Raw genomic sequence first — 17,705 nt, 5'->3', positions numbered from 1 at the left:
CGCCTCAGGGTCTGGCCCTTTGGTCGTTATCCTTGCGAACGCGGGGTATCGGCGAAGCGCGTTTCATAGGGCTGGCTTTGCACGACAGAACCCATGCAGAGGGGCTCTGCCAAGCTAGCCCAAACTAGCCCCTGGACCACAAAAGAACCGTCATCCCGGCGTAGGCCGGGATCCAGTGACTTTGCGGTTGGTTGTCGCCTCGTGCGTGACCGCGATCGGGCCGCTTACGCAGCGGGCGTTTCGACCTTCTGCCGAAGGCCGAGTCACTTTTCTTTTGCTGGCCCAAAAGAAAAGTAACCCAAAGAAAATGGCCTGAAGAGCCAGAGCTGGCAGCATTCTGTGGGGATACGCCCGAACGCGTGAGGCGCGTTGTGGCGCGGCCACCTTCGCCTCTACACAGCGGATACTTCCAAGCGCTTCGCAACGCGCCGGAGCGATGAGGACTGAAAGCGGCCCCTCGCTTCGCTTTGGCGTGGTCGGGACCCGCACGGTCGCCCGCTTTTCTCTTTTCTGTGGGAGCGCACCCTGTGCGCGACAACCTAACGGAGCGGTGATCACCAGACGCCCCAGTCGCGCACAGGGTGCGCTCCCACAAGGGACTCGCCTCTTTGGATGCCCCGCTGACGGCTCGGGCTCTTGCTTCGGCTTTTGGCTTTTGGCTTTTGACCTACCGGGTCCCCGTATGACGCGGCGGGCGGATGGAGATCAGGCCCTGCAGGGGTGCCAGGTCGCGGAAACGTCCGAGGCGACGACCGACCACTACCGCTACTGGATGACCAGCCTTCGGCTGTTGTGAAGCGCCTCCGGCCCTTACCCTTTTTCGGCCTGCGCCGGGATGACGGCTGAAGAACGAAACGGTGAGGCAAGGTTGAGTCCTCACTCCCTCCTTGCCATGCAAGCGGAAGCAAGGAACCGCAGGGCCCTCAGTTCGTCCCCGTCGAACCCTGCCACCCGCCACCCAGCGCCTGAATCAATGCCGCCGTATCGCCAAGCCGCGCGGCTTGTGCCTGCACCCGCGAGATCCGCGCTTGCTGGTACGCCTGTTGCGCGTTGATCAAGGCCAGCGCATTCACGTAGCCGAGCTGCTGCTGTTTCTGCGTGAGCTCCAGCGTGCGCCCGGCAGCCTTCTCCGCATCGTCCGCGGCGGCGAGTGCGCGTGCATCGCTGTCGATGGCGTACAAGGTGTCGGCGACATTCTGGAACGCAACGAGCACGACGCCGCGATACTGTGCGGCGGCCTGCTGCAGGGCGGCTTCCGCCGCGCGTTGCTTGTGCTTGAGGGCGCCGAAGTCGAACACGGTCTGGCTGATGCTGCCGGCGAGGCTCCAGAACACGTTGTCGTCGCTGAACATGCGGGTGAACGAGGTGGAGCTGCCGCCGTAGCTGCCCGAAAGCGTGAACTGGGGCAGGCGGTTGGCCAGCGCCACGCCGACCTGGGCGCTGGCGTCGTGGACGTTTTCCTCGGCGGCGCGCACGTCGGGCCGTTGCGTCACCAGTTGCGATGGCAGGGTCTGGGGCAGCGTCACCGGAAGGGTCAGGTGCTCGAGGTCGAACTCCGGCATTCCGGCCTGATCGGGCGTGTCACCGCACAGCACCGCCAACAGGTCGCGGTTCTGTTCCAGCTGTTTTTCCAGTGCCGGCAGTGCTTGCCTGGCCTGTGCCAGCGCGCTCTCCTGCGCGGCCACATCAAGGCCGGAGGCATAGCCCAGTCGCGCCTGGTCATGCAGGATCGCGAGCGCGTGTGTCTGCGCATCGATCACGGTCCGGGTCGCTTCGATCTGCGCTCGCAGCGAGGCTTCCTGAATGGCTGCGTTGACCACGTTGGCGGCAAGGGTCAGTCGCGCGGCTTCAAGCTGGTAACGCTGGTTGTCGGCCTGGGCCTGCAAGGATTCCACCGTGCGACGGTTGAGGCCGAACACGTCCGGCGCGTAGCTGATGTTGAGTTGGGCGGTGTGCAGCGTGTAGTAGGTGGCGTTGGACGTCAGCGCGGGCGAGAGCGTGCCCACCGCATCGCGCTGGCGCGATGGCGAGTAGCTGACCTGGGCGGAAGGGAAGAAGCTCGCCCGTTGCGCGGCCACGTTCTCCTGCGCCTGCCGCAGGGCAGCGGTGGCCGCCTCGATGTCCGGGCTATGCGCCAGCGCGCGCTGGACGCGCTGGTTGAGTGCGTCGGAACCGAATACCTGCCACCAGGTTTGCGCGATCGTTTCGCTGGACGCCCATTGTTGGGAAGCGCCGCTCGCACTGCTCACGGTGGCGGCCGGGGCTTGCCGGGTGAACTGCGCCGGGGTGGGCGTGGCAGGGCGCTGATAATCGGGGCCCACCGCGCAGCCGACGCAAACCGCGAGAGCAGCGGCCAGCGCGCCCCAGCGCGGCACGTTCATGGCGGGGTTCATGCTGCCTCTCCTGCCGCCTGTCGACGGCTGCGGCGCTTGTGCGACCACTCCACCACCAGTACCTGCAGTGCCGGCGCCACGACCAGCAGCATCACCGGCCCGATCAGCATGCCGCCGACCACCACGGTGGCGAGCGGCCGCTGCACCTGGCTGCCGATGCCGGTGGACAGCGCGGCAGGCAGCAAGCCGATGCAGGCCGACAGGGCGGTCATCAGCATGGGGCGCATGCGCTGCTCGGCGGCTTGCGCCATGGCTTCCACCGGCGAGAGGCCGGCGAAGACCAGATGGTTGAAGTAGGTGATGACGAGGATGCCGTTCATCACCGATACGCCGAACAGCGACACGAAGCCGATCGCCGCGGAGATGCTGAAATCCAGTCCCGAGAGATACAGGGCGACAATGCCGCCGCCGATGGAAAAGGGAATCGCTGCCAGCGTGAGCAGGCTGTCACGCAGTGAATTGAAGAGGGCGAACAGCAGGGCCAGGATCAGGCCCACCGCGATGGGCAGCACCACCGCCAGGCGCTGCTTGGCCTGCTGCAGGTCGTTGAACTCGCCCGCCCACGAGAGGTGGTAGCCCGGCGGCAGCGTGACGTGCTCGGCGATGCGGCGCTGCGCCTCCGCCACGGTGCCGCCCAGATCGCGCCCGCGCACGCTGAACTTCACCGGCACGAAGCGCTCGTTGCGTTCGTGGTAGATGTACGAAGCGCCCGTGTCGAGGCTGATCTTGGCTACATCGCGCAACGGGACGTAGCCGGTACCCCCGTTGGGCAGGCTGTAACCCACCTGGATATTGCCAATGTCCTCGATGCTGCGCCGGAACTGGGGTGCCAGGCGCACCACCAGGTCGAACTGGCGATCACCTTCCAGCACCGTCGTTGCCGAGGTACCGCCGGCTGCCGCCTGCACCACGGTGTTGATATCGCCGGTGTTGAGGCCGTAGCGCGCAGCCTTGGCGCGGTCGATAGTGATGTTGAGGTTGGGCTGGCCCAGTACGTGGAAAACGCCGAGGTCTTGCACGCCCGGAACCTGCTGCATCTGGTGCATGACCTCGTCGGCCAGGTGCTCCAGTTCGGGCAACTCGGGGCCGACGATCTTCACCGAGTTCGCGCCTTTCACGCCGGAGAGGCCTTCCTCGATGTTGTCCTGGATGTACTGCGAGAAGTTGAATTCCACGCCGGGCAGCGCGTTCTCGAATTCGCGCTGCAGGTCGGCCACCAGCTTCTCTTTGGTGTGGCCGCTGGGCCAGTCGTCCTGCGGCTTGAGCGGGACGAACAACTCCACGTTGTAGAAGCCGGAGGCATCACTGCCGTCGTCGGGGCGTCCATGTTGCGACACTACCGTCACCACCTCCGGATGCTTGAGCAGGATGCGACGCAGTTCGTTCACCTTGTCCTGTCCCGCCTCCAGTGAGATGGTGGGTGGCATCGAGGCGCGTATCCACAGGTTGCCTTCTTCCAGTGCGGGCAGGAACTCGGTGCCGACGCGCGTCAACAGCAAGCCGGCCAACAGCAGGAAGCCCACGCCCAGGGCGACCGTGGTACGGCGACGAGCCAGCGCCCAGCGCAGCACCGGTGTGTAGACGCGGCGGATCGCGCGCACGAACACCGTCTCGGTCTCCTTCACGTGCTTGGGCAGCAACAGTGACGCCAGCACCGGCGAGATGGTGAAAGTGGCGATCAGCGCACCGGTTAGCGCGTAGGCGTAAGTGCGCGCCATCGGGTTGAAGATCTGGCCCTCCACGCCCTGCATGGTGAACAGCGGGATGAAAGCCGCCACCGTGATGGCGGAGGAGAACAGGATTGCGCGGTCCACCTGCATGGCACTGATGAAGAGCAATCGCAGGCGATCGGTCCAGCCATGGGTGGCGCCGCCGCGCATATAGGTGCCGAGGTCGCTCTGCGCGGACTCGTGAAGCAATTCGCGCTGCTCTTCGTGACTCTTCTGGAAATTGCGGAAGATGTTTTCGATCAGGATCACCGCCGAGTCGACGATGATGCCGAAGTCCACCGCGCCCAGCGACAGCAGGTTGGCGGAGTCGCCCATCAACACCAGGATGATGATGCTGAAGAACAGCGCCACGGGAATGTTGGCGCTGACGATGATGGCGCTGCGCAGGTCGCCCAGGAAGATCCATTGGATCAGGAACACCAGCAGGCAGCCGAAGATCAGGTTGTGCAGCACGGTGTGCGTGGTCACCGCCACCAACGTGGAGCGGTCGTAGAACGGCACCAGCTTCACGCCGGGCGGCAGAGTGCCGTCGCTGTTGAGCCTGGCCACTTCGTCCTTCACGCGCGCGACTACGTCGTTGGTCTGCAGCGTGCGGTTCATCACCACGATGCCGGTGACTACGTCATCCTGGGTGTCGCGTCCGGCCCGGCCCAGGCGCGGTACGGCGCCCACCTTCACCTTGGCCACGTCCTTCACCAGCACTGGCGTGCCGTTGGACTGGTTGAGCACGATGTGGCCGATGTCGTCGACATCCTTGACCAGGCCCACGCCACGGATGTTCACCGATTGCTGGCCGATGTTGATCGTGCGCCCGCCGACGTTGCTGTTGGCATTGCCGATGGCGCTGACGAGCTGGGGCAGGGTGATGCCGTAGCCCTGCAGCTTGTGCAGGTCGGCTTCGACGTCGTATTCCTTGGTGGTGCCGCCCCAGGTCACCACCTGGGCAATGCCCGGCACCGACAGCAGGCGGCGCGTGACCACCCAGTCCTGCAGGGTGCGCAACTCGGTAAGGCTCATCGAGCGCGGGCCGGCCAGCTGGTAGCGGAAGATCTCGCCGACCAGGCTGGACGCCTGGATCTGCGGTTGCACCGCATTGGGCAGGCTCACGTTCTGCTGCAACGACAGCGCGGCCTGCGTGTAGTCGAAGTAGTAGTCGGTACCGTACTTGAAAGTGACGCGCACGAACGACAAGCCGTAGAACGACGTGGAGCGGATGCTTTCCACCCCCGGCGTGGTCGCCAGGCCCACTTCCATCGGCCGCGTATAGCTGCGTTCCATTTCCTCGGCGGAAAGACCCGGCGCCTGCGCGGTGATTTCCAGGATCACCGGCGCGGGATTGGGGTAAGCCTCGATGTTGAGCTTGGCGTAGGCCACAAGCCCGGCGATGGCGAACGCCGCCAGCGACATCAGCACGATGGCGCGGCGGGTCAGCGCGAAGGCGACAAGACCACGGAACACATTCGGTCCTTATTCGTTGGGTGCTTACTGCGACTGCAGCGCCAGCGCGTTGCTGAGGAACAACGCGCCTTCCGTCGCGATGCGCTGACCGGCGGGGAGGCCGGACAACACCGGGTAGTAGCCGTCCTGCAACGGCCCCAGCTGCACCGGGTGGCGGGTGAAGCGCAGGCCGTCGGCGGTGGTGAACACCACCATTGCGCCTGTGCCTTCGCGCACCACGGCGTCGACGGGCACCGCTTCGTGTGATGCCGGCGGCGCCGTGAAGATGCGATAGGTGGCCAGCATCTGCGCACGCAGTCCCTTGGGCGGCGTGCGCAGGACCGCACGCAGCATCACGCGGTGCGTGGCGGCATCGGCGCTGTTGCCGACGTAGTCGACCGTGGCCTTGATGGGCGGCTGCGACAAGGCCGACAACGTGGCGGTCAGTGCATCGCCCACGTGGACTTGTGCTGCTTCGTCCTCGCTGACGTTGGCTACCAGCCACAGGCTGTCGCCATCGGAGATCGTAAACGGTGCCGGGCTGTTGCCCGGCTGCACGAGGTCGCCGGCAGCGATGCTGCGCGTGCTGACCTGGCCGTCGATGGGGCTGTCGATGCGCAGCTCGCCGTCCACTCGCCGCGTGGCGGCGATGCGGTCGATGTCCGCATCGTTCTTGCCGAAGATATGCAGGGCGCGTCGCGCGGCCTGGTAATTGCCTTCCGCCGTCTGCTGGTCGGATACGGCCTGCTCCAGATCCTTCGGCGCATTGGCCTGCACCTGTGCCATGCCCTTGGCACGTTCCAGCGCGGCGCTGGTCTGTACGCGGGCAGCGGCGGCGCTGACCAGGCTGGCCTCGGCCTGGGCCAGATCCGGGCTGTCGACGGAAAACAGCGGCTGGCCGCGCTTCACCGTGTCGCCGGCCCTGGCGAGCACGTCGCGCACGCGCCCGGCGTAGGGCGAGCTGACCTGGGCCAGCTGGTCCTGGTTGAAGTCGACGTAACCCACGGCATCGACGCCCGGGGTGAAATCACGCATGGTCACCGGCGACACGCGCACCTGACGAGCCTGCTGCGCGTTGATGGTGACGTCCTCCACGTCGGCGGGTGCGGCCGCTCGCTGTACCGTGTTGTTCGCGGCACTAGGGGCAGGGCGCAGCCACACGGCCAGCAGGATGGCCGCGAGGAGGCAGCCGGCGGCGATGAGTCGTCCTTGATGCTTCTTCATGAAACCTGTGACGTGTCGCACTGGGGGCAGGGAGGGCGGCAGGAGGCCGCACAGCGAGCTTCGTCGCGCCAACGACAGGCCGACAGGCCCGCGCGGGCGAAGAAAGCCCCGACACCCTAGGGCAGGCGCGTGTCCGGCGACAGTTACGGTTTGGAAAGGTTGGCCGCAGGCAGCTCGATGGTGACCCGCAGCCCCGGCGAGGTGTTTTCCAGCCTCAGCCGGCCGCGATGCAACGCGACCACCGCCGCCACGATGCTCAGGCCCAGGCCATTGCCGCGCTGGTGGCGGCTGCTGTCCACGCGGAAGAAGCGCTCGGTGGCGCGCGACAGCGCGACTTCGGGGATGCCGGGGCCATCGTCCTGCACGCTGATGCGGACCCACTCGCCAGCCACGGCGGCGGCCGTGACGACGTTGGCGCCTTCACCGGCGTACTTGAAGGCGTTGTCGAGCAGATTGGCCAGCACGCCCGCCAGCAGATGGCGGTCGGCCAGCACGCAGGGATCGTCCTCGACGGTCCATTGCAGGGTGATCGAGCGCAGTTCGGCGGCCGGCTGGTAGAGCTCGGCGATGTCCCCGAGCAGGCCGCGCAAGGGCAGCGTTTCGAAGCTGCCGCGGCGCACGCCTGATTCGGCTTCGGCAATCTGCAGCAGCTTGTCCAGCACGGTGATCAGACTATCGATTTCGTCAATGGCGTACTGGGCGTCGCGCGGCAGGCGCGTGTCCCGCTGCGGCGAGCGCAGGGCCTGCTCCAGCGCGGCGCGGACCCGCCCCAGCGGCGTGCGCAGATCGTGCGCGATGGCGTTGGAGACCTGGCGCGTGTTGTCCATCAACCGTTCGATCTCATCGAGCATGTCGTTGACGTCGCGCGCCACGATGGCGAACTCGTCGCGCGAACGTCCCACGGCGATGCGGTGGTCCAGCCGGCCGGCGGAGACTTCCGTCGTGGTGCGATGGATGGCCTTGAGCTGGCGTTGCAGTTGCGACCGCAGCAGCAACGCGCCGCCGCCGGCGAGCAGCAGCGCAAGCAGGCCGCCGATGCCGAACGCCACCACGATGAGGTGTTCCAGTGTGCGCACGTCCTGCATGTCGCGCCCCACCAGCAGCGTGCTGCCGTCGGCGAAATGATGGGTCAGCAGGCGGCTGGGCGAATGCCGGTCGAGCCGGTCCACCTCCAGCTGGTGCATGCCATCCGTGGCGACGGCGGCGCTGGGCCATGCGGTCAGGTTGCCGATGATCTTCCGGCCGTGGGGGTCCAGCAGCAGGTAGATCTCCGTATCGGTGTCCTGGTTGTCGGTGAGCAGGTCGTGGATGTCGCTGGCCAGTGCGGCCGGCCCGTGCTGTTGTCCTTCCTGCACGAGGTGCCGCGCGCGGCTGCGCAGTTGCTCGTCGATGTTGCTGCGCAGGAATCCCGCCGTGGCGACGTAGAACACCGCCGCGATCAGCGCCACCGAAAGCAGCAGCAGGACGCCGTAGCCGGCGGCCATGCGAAACACCACCGAATGGCGGAAGTCACTCAGCGACATGCGTGCCGTCGTCGCTGGCGCCGATGGTGAAGCCGACGCCGCGCACCGTGTGGATCAACGGCGGGGCGCCATCCTCGTCGAGCTTGGTGCGAAGTCGGCTCATCTGCACGTCGATCACGTTGGTTTCCGGGTCGAAATGGAACCCCCAGACGGCGGCGAGCAGCATCTTGCGCGTCACCACTTCGCCCTGGTGGCGTACCAGGTATTCGAGCAACTGGTATTCGCGCGGCTGCAGCGCTACCGGGCGACCGTTGCGGAACACGCGGCGCGTGCGCGGTTCCAGCGTCAGGTCGCCCACGTTGAACACATCCGGTTCCGGGCGTTGGCCGGCGCGGCGCGCCAGTGCCTCGACCCGGGCCAGCATTTCGTCGAGCGCAAACGGCTTGGTCAGGTAATCGTCACCGCCGCTGCGCAGGCCGCGGATGCGTTCGTCCAGGCTGCTGAGCGCGCTGAGCACGAGCACCGGCGTGCGGTCGTCACGCAGGCGCATGGCCGCAAGGATATCCAGGCCGTCCACGCCGCCGGGCAGCATGCGGTCCAGCACCACCAGGTCCCAGCGTTCGTTGCTGACGCGGGCCAGCCCGCTGGCGCCGTCATGACTGGCCTCCACCTCGTGTCCCGCCCCGGCCAGGCCCTCGCGGATCAGCTCCGAAGTGGGAATGTCGTCTTCGATCAGCAGGCAGCGCATGGCTCCGGTCCATCAGGGGCAAGAACGGCGTAGGCAGGCAGGCGCCGAGGCTTCATCATCACCCCATCGTAATCAGTCGATGGGGCCGGCGTGGAGCAGTGGTTGGACAAGGCTATGCAGGGCGTGGATCCGGACAGCCCGGACGCCTTCCTGCACATCTTCCTCAACCTCATGAGCATGGTGCCCTGGGTGACGCTGCTGTGGTGGAACCTGGGGTTCGTGGCGGTCGGTGCGCTGCTTGGCTGGTGGCGTGGCCGCACGGTGGAAGGCATCGTCTGGTCGGTCGTGCTCGGGCCCATCGGCTGGATCATCGTGCTGGTGCGGCCGCGCGGCAGGGACAAGTCCACGCCGCCGCCGTTGCCGGGGCGACGCTGAACAAGCGCTTGCGCTGGGTCGCCGCAGGCCTCATGTAAGCGACGGTGTATGATGGCCGGCAAGGAGATTCCATTGAGCCATACCGCCGACAAGCCGCACGTGCATCACCATCACCACGAGGACGCGCAGAGCTTCGTTCGTGCGGTGGAACACGCCAGCGAGGAGCGCGGCCTGCGGCTTACGCCCCTGCGCAAGGAAGTGCTGGAACTGGTCGCCGCCGCCGGCAAGCCGGTGAAGGCGTATGACCTGCTCGACCAGCTGCGCGAGCGTCATGGCAATGCGGCGCCGCCCACGGTTTACCGCGCGCTCGACTTCCTGCTCGAGCACGGTTTCATCCACAAGCTCGAATCCATCAATGCCTTCGTCTCCTGCCACCATCCGGCGGAGGCGCACCAGGTGCCGTTCCTGATCTGCGACAACTGCTCCAGTGCTCAGGAAGTGTGCGACGAGCGCGTGGCGGAGCTGATCGAGGCGCAGGCCAGGGCCTTCGGGTTCCGGCCGCAGGCACAGACGCTGGAAGTGCACGGCCTCTGCAAGAACTGCCGCAAGAGCTGATGGCCTGAATGGTTCGCCGGGCCGGGCTTGCGTTCGTGACGTTATAATGTAACATGTGGCGAACGGGCCATCCCACGGCCCGGTCTGCGCTCCGCTCCGGCCCCGATCCGATGGAAGCTCCTCAACAGAACAAGAAACGCTGGTGGTCCCTGGCCGACCGGATAGGCGCGACGGCGTCGTTCCTGTGCGCCATCCACTGCGCGGCGCTACCGTTCGTGCTGGCCCTGCTGCCTGTCCTCGGGCTCGGTTTCCTGGCCGATCATGCGTTCGAGCGCGGTTTCGTGATGTTCGCCTGCGCGCTGGCGCTGATCAGCCTGATCAGCGGCTATCGGCACCATCACCGCCCGCGGGCGTTGTTCCTGGCGCTGCCGGGGCTCGCGCTGCTGATCGTGGGTGTCACCTTCGCCGAGAGTTACTCGGTCGGGCTGCATAGCGCGATGGTCACCTGCGGTGGCCTGCTGGTGGCGGCGGGGCATTTCGTCAATCTGCGCACGCATCGCGCATTGCACGTGCACGGCCCGCAATGCGCCCACTGAGCGCCTCGGCGCCCTTCGTCGTGATTGTGTAACGGGCCCCACGGTTCCTAGCATTTGCACCCATGAGCTCTGCCCACGCGCACACCCATGAACATTACGGCCATGACCATGCCCACGGTCATGCGCACGACCACGCGCATGGCCATGACCACGCCCACGGCAGCGTGACCGGCAAGGAAAAGAAGCTGCTCTTCGCCTTCGTGCTCACCACGCTGATGATGCTGGTGGAGATGGTGGGTGGCTTCTGGTCCGGTTCGCTCGCGCTGGTGGCCGATGGCGGCCACATGCTCATCGATGCGCTGGCACTGCTGCTTGCGGTGGCCGGCGCATGGTTCGCCCGTCGCCCGGCGGATGCGCGCCGAAGCTACGGCTACGGCCGCCTCGAAGTGCTGGCCGGTTTCGTCAACTCACTCACCCAGTTCGTGCTGGTGGCCTTCATTGCCTACGAGGCGATCACCCGACTGTTCGAGCCCACGCACATCCTGTCGGGGATGATGCTGGTGGTTGCGCTCATCGGGCTCGTGGTGAACGTGCTGGTGCTGAGCACACTGCACGGGCACGCCCACGATGACGTGAATCTTGCCGGCGCCACCCTGCACGTGATCGGCGACCTGCTCGGCTCGGTGGCCGCCGTGGTGGCGGCGCTGCTGGTGCGCTGGATGGGCTGGAACTGGGCCGATCCGGTGCTTTCGCTGCTGGTGTCGCTGCTTATCCTCAACAGTGCGTGGCGCTTGTTGCGCCGTTCCTCACACATCCTGCTGGAGGGCGTGCCGGAAGGCATGAACACCGGCGATGTCGAGGCGGCCCTGCGCGTCGCGGACGAATCCATCCGCGACGTGCACCACCTGCATGTGTGGCAGCTCGCCTCCGGCTCGCGCATGGCAACGCTGCATGCGGAACTGCATGACGGCGCCAGCAGTGCGTCAGCCATCCGTGCGATCAACCAGGTGCTGGCGGAACGTTTCGGCATCCAGCACGTCACCGTGCAGATCGATTCCGAACGCTGTCCGGACGAGATGCGCGGCTGCGCGGGCCCCGGCTGCCGCTAGGGGCTTTCCGACTATTGCGCTTTGGGCCGTCGCTGATACGATGGTCGGCCGTATTCACCCCAACGAATCAAGGAGTTCCCCATGGGCAAGGGCGATCGCAGGACCCGTCGTGGCAAGACCTATCGTGGCAGCTACGGCAACAGCCGCGCTCATTCGGTGCAGCCGGCCGTGGCCGGTGGCAAGGCGACCGTGACCAAGTCGGCAGCCGCCAAGAAGGCAGCGCCGAAGAAGAAGTCGGCCTAAGCCATCCGGCTCACGAAAAAGCCCCCGTTTGACGGGGGCTTTTTTTATGCGCGCGGGAAAGGTGTCAGGCGGCCGGTGAAGGCGCCGCGCCGCTGAGGAAGGTCTTCCGCAGGGCATGGTTGCCGCCGATCCAGTAGCACAGCTCGGCCGGCTGCTTCACGTTCCAGACGGCAAGATCCGCCCGCTGCCCGACTTCCAGCGTGCCGCGGTCACTGAGACCGAGCGCACGGGCCGCGTTCACCGTGATGCCACGCAGTGCCTCTTCCGGTGTGAGACGGAACAGGGTGCACGCCATGCCCGCCGCCAGCCGCAGCGACAGCAGGGGAGACGTACCGGGGTTGCAGTCGGTGGCCACGGCCATCGCCACGCCGTGCTCGCGCAGGCTGGTCATGGGCGGCAGCTTCGTTTCGCGCAGCGCGTAGAACGCGCCGGGCAGCAGCACCGCGACGGTGCCTGCCTGCGCCATGGCGCGGATGCCGCTGTCGCTCAGGTATTCCAGATGGTCGGCGGACAGGCCGCGGTAACGGGCGACCAGCGCCGCGCCGTCGAGGTCCGACAACTGCTCGGCATGCAGCTTCACCGGCAGGCCGAGTTGCGTGGCGCGATCGAACACGCGCCGGGTTTCTTCCGGCGTGAAGCCGATGTTCTCGCAGAAGGCGTCGACGGCGTCGACAAGGCCTTCGCCGGCAAGCGCGGGCAACACCTCGTCGCACATCAGGGCGACGTAGCCGTCGCGGTCATGGCGATATTCCGGTGGCAGGGCATGCAGACCGAGGAACGTGGCGCGCACGGTGATACCCAGCGCCTTGCCCAGGCGCCGCGCCACGCGCAGCATGCGGCGCTCGGTTTCCAGATCCAGTCCGTAGCCGGATTTGATTTCCAGCGTGGTGACACCATCGGCCAGCAGCGCCTGTGCGCGCGGCAACGCCTGCGCGAACAGCTCATCCTCGCTGGCGTCGCGCGTGGCTTTCACCGTCGACACAATGCCGCCACCGGCGCGGGCGATCTCCTCGTAGGTGGCACCGTTGAGGCGCATGTCGAATTCATGCGCGCGGTTGCCGCCGAACACCAGGTGCGTGTGGCAATCGACCAGGCCAGGCGTGACGACGGCACCGCCAAGGTCTTCCACGTGGGATGCAAGCGCGTTGGCTTCTCCCTGCAGTGCATGCTGCGGACCCACCCAGGCGATGCGTCCCTCGTGCATGGCGATCGCACCATGTTCGATCAGGCCGTAGGGGGCGTCGCCGGTGAAGGTGGCGAGCGTGGCGTTGGTCAGCAGGTGATCCCAGCGTGGCGTCATGATGGTCGTTGATCGGTTGGCGAATCAGAGGGATGGGGCGGCTGGTCGGCTGGTGGCAGGGGTGTGGCCGGATCTTCCACCATCGGCGACTCTGTCCATGCAGCGTGCGCGGTTTCTTCATCGTCCGGCGATGATTCGGCGGCGCGACGCGCGAGTTCGCGCTCGTAGCCTTCAATGAGCTTGTCGGCAAGCGCGCGATACACCGGCTTGCGCGACAGCAGGGACGAGGTGGCGCGCGCCAGCAGGCAGGTGGCCATGATGGGCAGCACCATCTGCTGGTTGGCGGTGAGCTCCATGGAAATCACCGTGGCGGTGAGCGGCGCCTGGGTCACGCCGGACAGATAGGCCGCCATGGCCAGCAGCACCACCGCCGAGGGATCGACGCCCGGCAGGATGGCGCAAAGGTTGTTGCCCAGTCCCGCGCCCACCGCCAGCGCGGGCGAGAAGATGCCGCCAGGAATGCCGGCCCAGTACGAGGCGATGTTGCCGAGGAACTTCAGCACGCCGAAGCTCGTCACCGTGCCCGTGTGGCCTTCGAGAATGTCCTTGGCCTGCGCATAACCCGTGCCGTACAGGCCGGTGTGCGTGAGCTGGCTCAGCAGGACCAGTGCGAGGCCGCAGGCGGCGGCAAACACGATCGGCTGCCGCGCGCGCAGCCTGCCGACGAAGCCGCGAAAGCCGGTGTCGTGCGGCAGGATCAGCCGGGCGAACAAGCCACCGGCAAGACCGCATACGATGCCCGTGGCCAGCACGGCCCACCATGCCTTGCCCAGCGGCAGGCCGATGTCGAAGTGGCCGAAGTAGGCGTAGTTGCCCAGGATGCCCAGCGACACCAGGCCGGCAACGAACACGGCCGTGAGCAGGATGCCGCTCATGCGATGCTCGAATGAACCGCTCATTTCCTCGATGGCGAACACGATGCCCGCCAGCGGCGTGTTGAACGCGGCGGCCAGGCCAGCCGCGGCACCGGCAAGGATGAAGCGCCCCGCCGCGGCCGGTTCCGCGAAACCGAAGCGGCGACCCAGCGAGTAGAGCAGGCCCGCGCCCACGTGCACCGTCGGGCCCTCGCGACCGACCGAGGCGCCACCGAGCAGCGCGGCGAGCGTAAGCGCCATCTTGCCGATGGCGACGCGCAGGGAGAGCAGGCTTTGCCGGAAGCCTTCGTCCTCGATCTTCAGGGCGGCGATGGCCTGCGGAATGCCCGAGCCGCGCGTCGGCCTCAGCGCGCCTTCGGTGAGCCAGGCGAGCAGGGCGAACGTGACGGGTGTGATCAGGAAGGCCCAAAGCCGGTTGTGCGTCACCACGCCATGGAACACCTCGAACGCCCAGTCCGCCGCGCGTGCGAAGCCGATGGCGGCCAGGCCGACCAGCACGGCGCCACCCCAGAACAGGATGCGTCGCCGCCACTGCACCGGCGAGAACAGATCGGAGCTGGCAAGTTGCTGGAGGCGTCCTGTGACCGTCGATGCCGAACGTGCCGGTTCGTCGTCCTGCTCGCTCACGATGTCGCCTCGGACTTGCGGGTCCAGCGCGTTTCGTAAAGGTCGAAGCGACGATCCTTCAGGTTCTGCACCGCGCCGGCGTTGCGCGCGCGGGCCAGGCTTTCCAGGTGCAGGTCGGCGAACAGCACGGTTTCGATGTTGGGCGTGGAATCGGCGGCGATGCCGTCACGCGCGAACGGGAAGTCGCTGGGCGTAAGAATGCAGCTCTGGCCGTACTGGATGTCGAAGTTGTTCACGCCGGGCAGGTTGCCGACGTTGCCGGACAACACCACATAGCACTGGTTTTCGATGGCGCGCGCCTGCGAGCAGTAGCGCACGCGCAGGTAGCCCTCGCGCACGTCCGTGCAGAAGGGCACGAACAGGATCAGCGCGCCCTGGTCGGTAAGATGGCGCGCGACCTCTGGGAACTCCGAGTCGTAGCAGATCATCACGCCGATCGGGCCGCAGTCGGTCTGGATGGTGGCTGCCGTGTCGCCACCGGTGATGCTCCACACCGTGCGCTCGCTGGGCGTGGGGTGCAGCTTTTCCTGCTCGTGGATGGAGCCGTCGCGCAGGCACACGTAGCACACGTTGTGGATGTCGCCGTTGGCCTGTTCGGTGGGATGCGAGCCCGCGATGATGTTGATGTTGTAATGCACCGCCAGTCGGCTGAAGAGTTCCTTCACCTGTGGCGTGTACTGGCTGAGCTTGCGGATGGTTTCGACCGGCGAGAGCTCCTCGTTCTCGATCGACAGCAGCTGCAGCGTGATCAGCTCGGGGAAGGCGACGAAGTCGGCGTTGTAGTCCGCCGCGATATCGGTGAAGTACTCCACCTGCGTGGCGAACTCCTCATAGGAGCGGATGCGCCGCTGCTGGTATTGCACCGACGCCACGCGCACCAGGTCGGGCAACCGCTGTGTCGAGGGCACCGACGGGATGTCCGGATGATCGAGCAGGGCCGGGTTGCGCCATACCAGGTGTGCCGCGTAGCCCAGCGATTCATAGTCGGACGGCACATAGCCACGCAGCAGGCCGATCACCTCGAACTCGTTGTTGAGCTGGAAGCTGAGCGTGGGATCGCGGCGCTTGCCTTCGGACACCGCCTGCACGTAGGCCTCCGCGCTGCCGTAGCGCTGCAGGTTGCGCGCCAGCCCGGGCATGCGTCCGCCGAAGACGATGCCGCGCAGCTTCAGGTCGGTGCAGATGCGCTTGCGTGCCTGGTACAGGCGCTGGCCGATGCGCATGTTGCGGTAGTCCGGATGCACTACCACTTCCATGCCGTACAGCCAGTTGCCGTCGCGCCGATGGCGCGAGGCCATGCCGCCACCGGTGATTTGCATCCACGTATGCGGCGCAAGCGCGGTGGCTTCGTCGATGCGGAAGGTGGCGCAGTAACCCACGAGCTTTCCTTCGTACTCGACCACGAACTGGCCCTCGGGGAAATGCGTCTGCTGGGAGCGCAGCATTTCCGCCGAATGCCCCCATTCGGGGGTGTAGACGCGGGCGGTGAGATCGACCAGTGCGGGCACGTCGCCAGGCGTTGCCTGCCGCACCAGCAGTTTCGGGGAGTATTCCGGGGTTTTCTTGGCCATCAGTGCATTATGCCGCACCGATGTGAACGAGACGGCCAGGGTGAGACTTGATCAGCCTTGCCCTGGCGACCGGGTACACTCGGCGTCTGTTCCCGAGGAGCCTGGTCATGGCTGGCAGTATTCCGACCCGTTACACCGCCGATCGTCTGTGGACGCCGCAGGGCTGGACGCCGGATGCCATGCTGGCAGTGGACGACGGCGGCATGCTCGCGGGCGTCACCAGCGGCGAAGGGGAGCGCCTCGGGCGCTGGGTATTGCCCGGCATGCCCAACCTCCACTCGCACGCGTTCCAGCGCGCCATGGCCGGCCTTGCCGAGCGCAAGGGCAAGAGCGACGACAGCTTCTGGACCTGGCGCGAAACCATGTATGCGTTCGCCGCCACCGTCGGGCCAGACGAACTGCAGGCCATCGCCGCGCAGTTGTACGTGGAGATGCTCAAGAGCGGCTACACGCAGGTGTGCGAATTCCACTACCTGCATCACCAGCCGGACGGCACGCCCTACGCGCAACCGGAGGCCATGTCGCTGGCCTTGATCGAGGCCGCGCGCGAGGCCGGCATTGCGCTCACGCTGTTGCCGGTGCTCTACATGAGCGGCGGTTTCGACGGACGCCCGCTCGCGCCGCGCCAGCGCCGTTTCGGCCATGACGTGCCGTCGTACCTGCGGCTGCTGGAAACCCTCAAGGCACACGAGAGCGACAAGCTGCGCGTCGGCATCGCGCTGCACTCGTTGCGCGCCGTGCCGGAGGAAGCATTGCGGCTGGTGCTTGCCAATGACGCGACGAAGTCCTGCCCGATCCATATTCACATCGCTGAGCAGATCGGCGAGGTGCAGGATTGTCTGGCCACGCGCGGCGCGCGGCCGGTGGAGTGGTTGTTCGATCACGCGCCGGTGGATGCGCGGTGGACGCTGGTGCACGCCACGCACCTGAGCGACAAGGAAACCACACAGATTGCCCGCAGCGGCGCCGTGGCCGGCTTGTGTCCCACCACCGAGGCGAACCTTGGCGACGGCCTGTTTCCCCTGGCCGACTTCATCGACGCGAACGGAACCCTGGGCATCGGTTCTGATTCGCACATCTCCGTGTCGCCGGTAGAGGAACTGCGCTGGCTGGAATACGGCCAGCGTCTGTCGACCTGCCATCGCAATATTGCCGCCCGCCACCAGGGTGACAGCGTTGGCGAAACGCTCTGGCGCGCCGCCTTGCGCGGTGGCGCCACGGCGTCGGGCCTACCCATCGGCGAGCTGCGCGCAGCAAACCGCGCGGACCTGCTGGTGCTCGACGACCGCGCGCCCTTGCTTGCCGCGCGCGACGAACGTTCGGTGATCGACAGTTTCCTGTTCGCCGGCAATGTGCCGCTGGTGCGCGACGTGATGGTGGGCGGCGAGTGGATGGTGCGCGGGTTCGCGCATCGTGACGAAGACCGCATCGCCGCGCGCTATCGCTCCGTCATGGAGCGGCTCTCGCCGCACTGACGCGCAAGCTTCGGGTCAGCATGAACCATGGCCGCCTGTAGCCTGAATGGCGGCCATCGTTTTGGGAAACGTGCGTCAGCGCGGCGATCGGGCCGGCGTTTTCC

Annotated in this window: 14 protein-coding genes; 6 read left to right on the top strand and 8 right to left on the bottom strand. The window is 66.6% G+C overall.

Annotation, left to right across the window (positions count from 1 at the left end; all coding sequences use genetic code 11):
- Positions 1-923: 923 nt before the first annotated feature.
- The 5 genes from HY57_RS15250 to HY57_RS15230 form a co-directional block, all read right to left on the bottom strand.
- Positions 924-2,393, bottom strand: coding sequence for an efflux transporter outer membrane subunit (locus HY57_RS15250; RefSeq protein ID WP_019465644.1), 1,470 nt, complete (start codon positions 2,391-2,393; stop codon positions 924-926).
- On the bottom strand, positions 2,390-5,581 hold the full coding sequence (locus HY57_RS15245; protein ID WP_019465643.1) for an efflux RND transporter permease subunit: 3,192 nt from the start codon (positions 5,579-5,581) through the stop codon (positions 2,390-2,392). Before HY57_RS15245 ends, HY57_RS15250 begins: the two co-directional genes overlap by 4 nt.
- A 24-nt stretch (positions 5,582-5,605) precedes the next feature.
- Positions 5,606-6,784 carry an efflux RND transporter periplasmic adaptor subunit gene (locus HY57_RS15240; RefSeq protein WP_019465642.1) on the bottom strand — a complete coding sequence of 393 codons (1,179 nt, stop codon included), beginning with the start codon at positions 6,782-6,784 and terminating at the stop codon, positions 5,606-5,608.
- A gap of 143 nt (positions 6,785-6,927) precedes the next feature.
- On the bottom strand, positions 6,928-8,307 hold the full coding sequence (locus HY57_RS15235; RefSeq protein WP_019465641.1) for a sensor histidine kinase: 1,380 nt from the start codon (positions 8,305-8,307) through the stop codon (positions 6,928-6,930).
- Positions 8,294-8,995: a response regulator transcription factor gene (locus HY57_RS15230; RefSeq protein WP_019465640.1), complete on the bottom strand. Its 702-nt coding sequence runs from the start codon at positions 8,993-8,995 to the stop codon at positions 8,294-8,296. Before HY57_RS15230 ends, HY57_RS15235 begins: the two co-directional genes overlap by 14 nt.
- Positions 8,996-9,097: 102 nt before the next feature.
- Here HY57_RS15230 and HY57_RS15225 point away from each other — a divergent pair, with 102 nt between their 5' ends.
- The 5 genes from HY57_RS15225 (at position 9,098) to HY57_RS21320 (ending at position 11,753) form a co-directional block, all read left to right on the top strand.
- Positions 9,098-9,370, top strand: a complete 273-nt coding sequence (locus tag HY57_RS15225; RefSeq protein WP_235186573.1) for a hypothetical protein — start codon at positions 9,098-9,100, stop codon at positions 9,368-9,370.
- 48 nt (positions 9,371-9,418) lie between these two features.
- Positions 9,419-9,925 carry a transcriptional repressor gene (locus HY57_RS15220; RefSeq protein WP_019465638.1) on the top strand — a complete coding sequence of 169 codons (507 nt, stop codon included), beginning with the start codon at positions 9,419-9,421 and terminating at the stop codon, positions 9,923-9,925.
- A gap of 110 nt (positions 9,926-10,035) precedes the next feature.
- The gene (locus HY57_RS15215) at positions 10,036-10,461 is read left to right on the top strand and encodes a MerC domain-containing protein (RefSeq protein ID WP_019465637.1); all 426 of its coding nucleotides are present in this window, start codon (positions 10,036-10,038) and stop codon (positions 10,459-10,461) included.
- A 62-nt stretch (positions 10,462-10,523) separates the two neighbouring features.
- Positions 10,524-11,510, top strand: coding sequence for a cation diffusion facilitator family transporter (locus HY57_RS15210; RefSeq protein WP_019465636.1), 987 nt, complete (start codon positions 10,524-10,526; stop codon positions 11,508-11,510).
- Positions 11,511-11,591: 81 nt separating this feature from the next.
- The gene (locus HY57_RS21320) at positions 11,592-11,753 is read left to right on the top strand and encodes a 30S ribosomal protein THX (RefSeq protein WP_019465635.1); all 162 of its coding nucleotides are present in this window, start codon (positions 11,592-11,594) and stop codon (positions 11,751-11,753) included.
- A 64-nt stretch (positions 11,754-11,817) separates the two neighbouring features.
- Here the strand turns inward: HY57_RS21320 and hutI are convergent, their stop codons facing one another.
- Genes hutI through HY57_RS15195 form a run of 3 tightly spaced genes read right to left on the bottom strand, consistent with a single transcriptional unit; the run spans position 11,818 to position 16,126 of the window.
- Positions 11,818-13,053: an imidazolonepropionase gene (hutI, locus tag HY57_RS15205; protein ID WP_019465634.1), complete on the bottom strand. Its 1,236-nt coding sequence runs from the start codon at positions 13,051-13,053 to the stop codon at positions 11,818-11,820.
- Complete coding sequence (locus HY57_RS15200; RefSeq protein ID WP_019465633.1) at positions 13,050-14,555, bottom strand: chloride channel protein; 1,506 nt, start codon at positions 14,553-14,555, stop codon at positions 13,050-13,052. The genes hutI and HY57_RS15200 overlap by 4 nt, the downstream gene beginning before the upstream one ends.
- A complete protein-coding gene (locus HY57_RS15195; protein WP_019465632.1) occupies positions 14,552-16,126 on the bottom strand; it encodes a bifunctional GNAT family N-acetyltransferase/carbon-nitrogen hydrolase family protein in 1,575 nt (524 codons plus the stop codon). The genes HY57_RS15200 and HY57_RS15195 overlap by 4 nt, the downstream gene beginning before the upstream one ends.
- Before the next feature lie 107 nt (positions 16,127-16,233).
- Here HY57_RS15195 and HY57_RS15190 point away from each other — a divergent pair, with 107 nt between their 5' ends.
- Positions 16,234-17,601, top strand: coding sequence for a formimidoylglutamate deiminase (locus tag HY57_RS15190; protein WP_019465631.1), 1,368 nt, complete (start codon positions 16,234-16,236; stop codon positions 17,599-17,601).
- Positions 17,602-17,705 lie beyond the last annotated feature (104 nt).

This window comes from Dyella japonica A8, assembly GCF_000725385.1.
Lineage (GTDB): Bacteria > Pseudomonadota > Gammaproteobacteria > Xanthomonadales > Rhodanobacteraceae > Dyella > Dyella japonica_C.
The sequence above is the reverse complement of the archived record's forward strand: the minus strand, read 5'-3'. Positions and strand labels throughout refer to the sequence as shown.

Bases quoted from the DNA above. Each gene is read 5' to 3' on its own strand.
- HY57_RS15215 (WP_019465637.1), top strand. From the start codon at position 10,036: ATGGAAGCTCCTCAACAGAACAAGAAACGCTGGTGGTCCCTGGCCGAC.
- HY57_RS15250 (WP_019465644.1), bottom strand. From the start codon at position 2,393: ATGAACCCCGCCATGAACGTGCCGCGCTGGGGCGCGCTGGCCGCTGCT.
- HY57_RS15235 (WP_019465641.1), bottom strand. From the start codon at position 8,307: ATGTCGCTGAGTGACTTCCGCCATTCGGTGGTGTTTCGCATGGCCGCC.
- HY57_RS15195 (WP_019465632.1), bottom strand. From the start codon at position 16,126: ATGGCCAAGAAAACCCCGGAATACTCCCCGAAACTGCTGGTGCGGCAG.
- HY57_RS15240 (WP_019465642.1), bottom strand. From the start codon at position 6,784: ATGAAGAAGCATCAAGGACGACTCATCGCCGCCGGCTGCCTCCTCGCG.
- HY57_RS21320 (WP_019465635.1), top strand. From the start codon at position 11,592: ATGGGCAAGGGCGATCGCAGGACCCGTCGTGGCAAGACCTATCGTGGC.
- HY57_RS15210 (WP_019465636.1), top strand. From the start codon at position 10,524: ATGAGCTCTGCCCACGCGCACACCCATGAACATTACGGCCATGACCAT.
- hutI (WP_019465634.1), bottom strand. From the start codon at position 13,053: ATGACGCCACGCTGGGATCACCTGCTGACCAACGCCACGCTCGCCACC.
- HY57_RS15220 (WP_019465638.1), top strand. From the start codon at position 9,419: ATGATGGCCGGCAAGGAGATTCCATTGAGCCATACCGCCGACAAGCCG.
- HY57_RS15190 (WP_019465631.1), top strand. From the start codon at position 16,234: ATGGCTGGCAGTATTCCGACCCGTTACACCGCCGATCGTCTGTGGACG.
- HY57_RS15230 (WP_019465640.1), bottom strand. From the start codon at position 8,995: ATGCGCTGCCTGCTGATCGAAGACGACATTCCCACTTCGGAGCTGATC.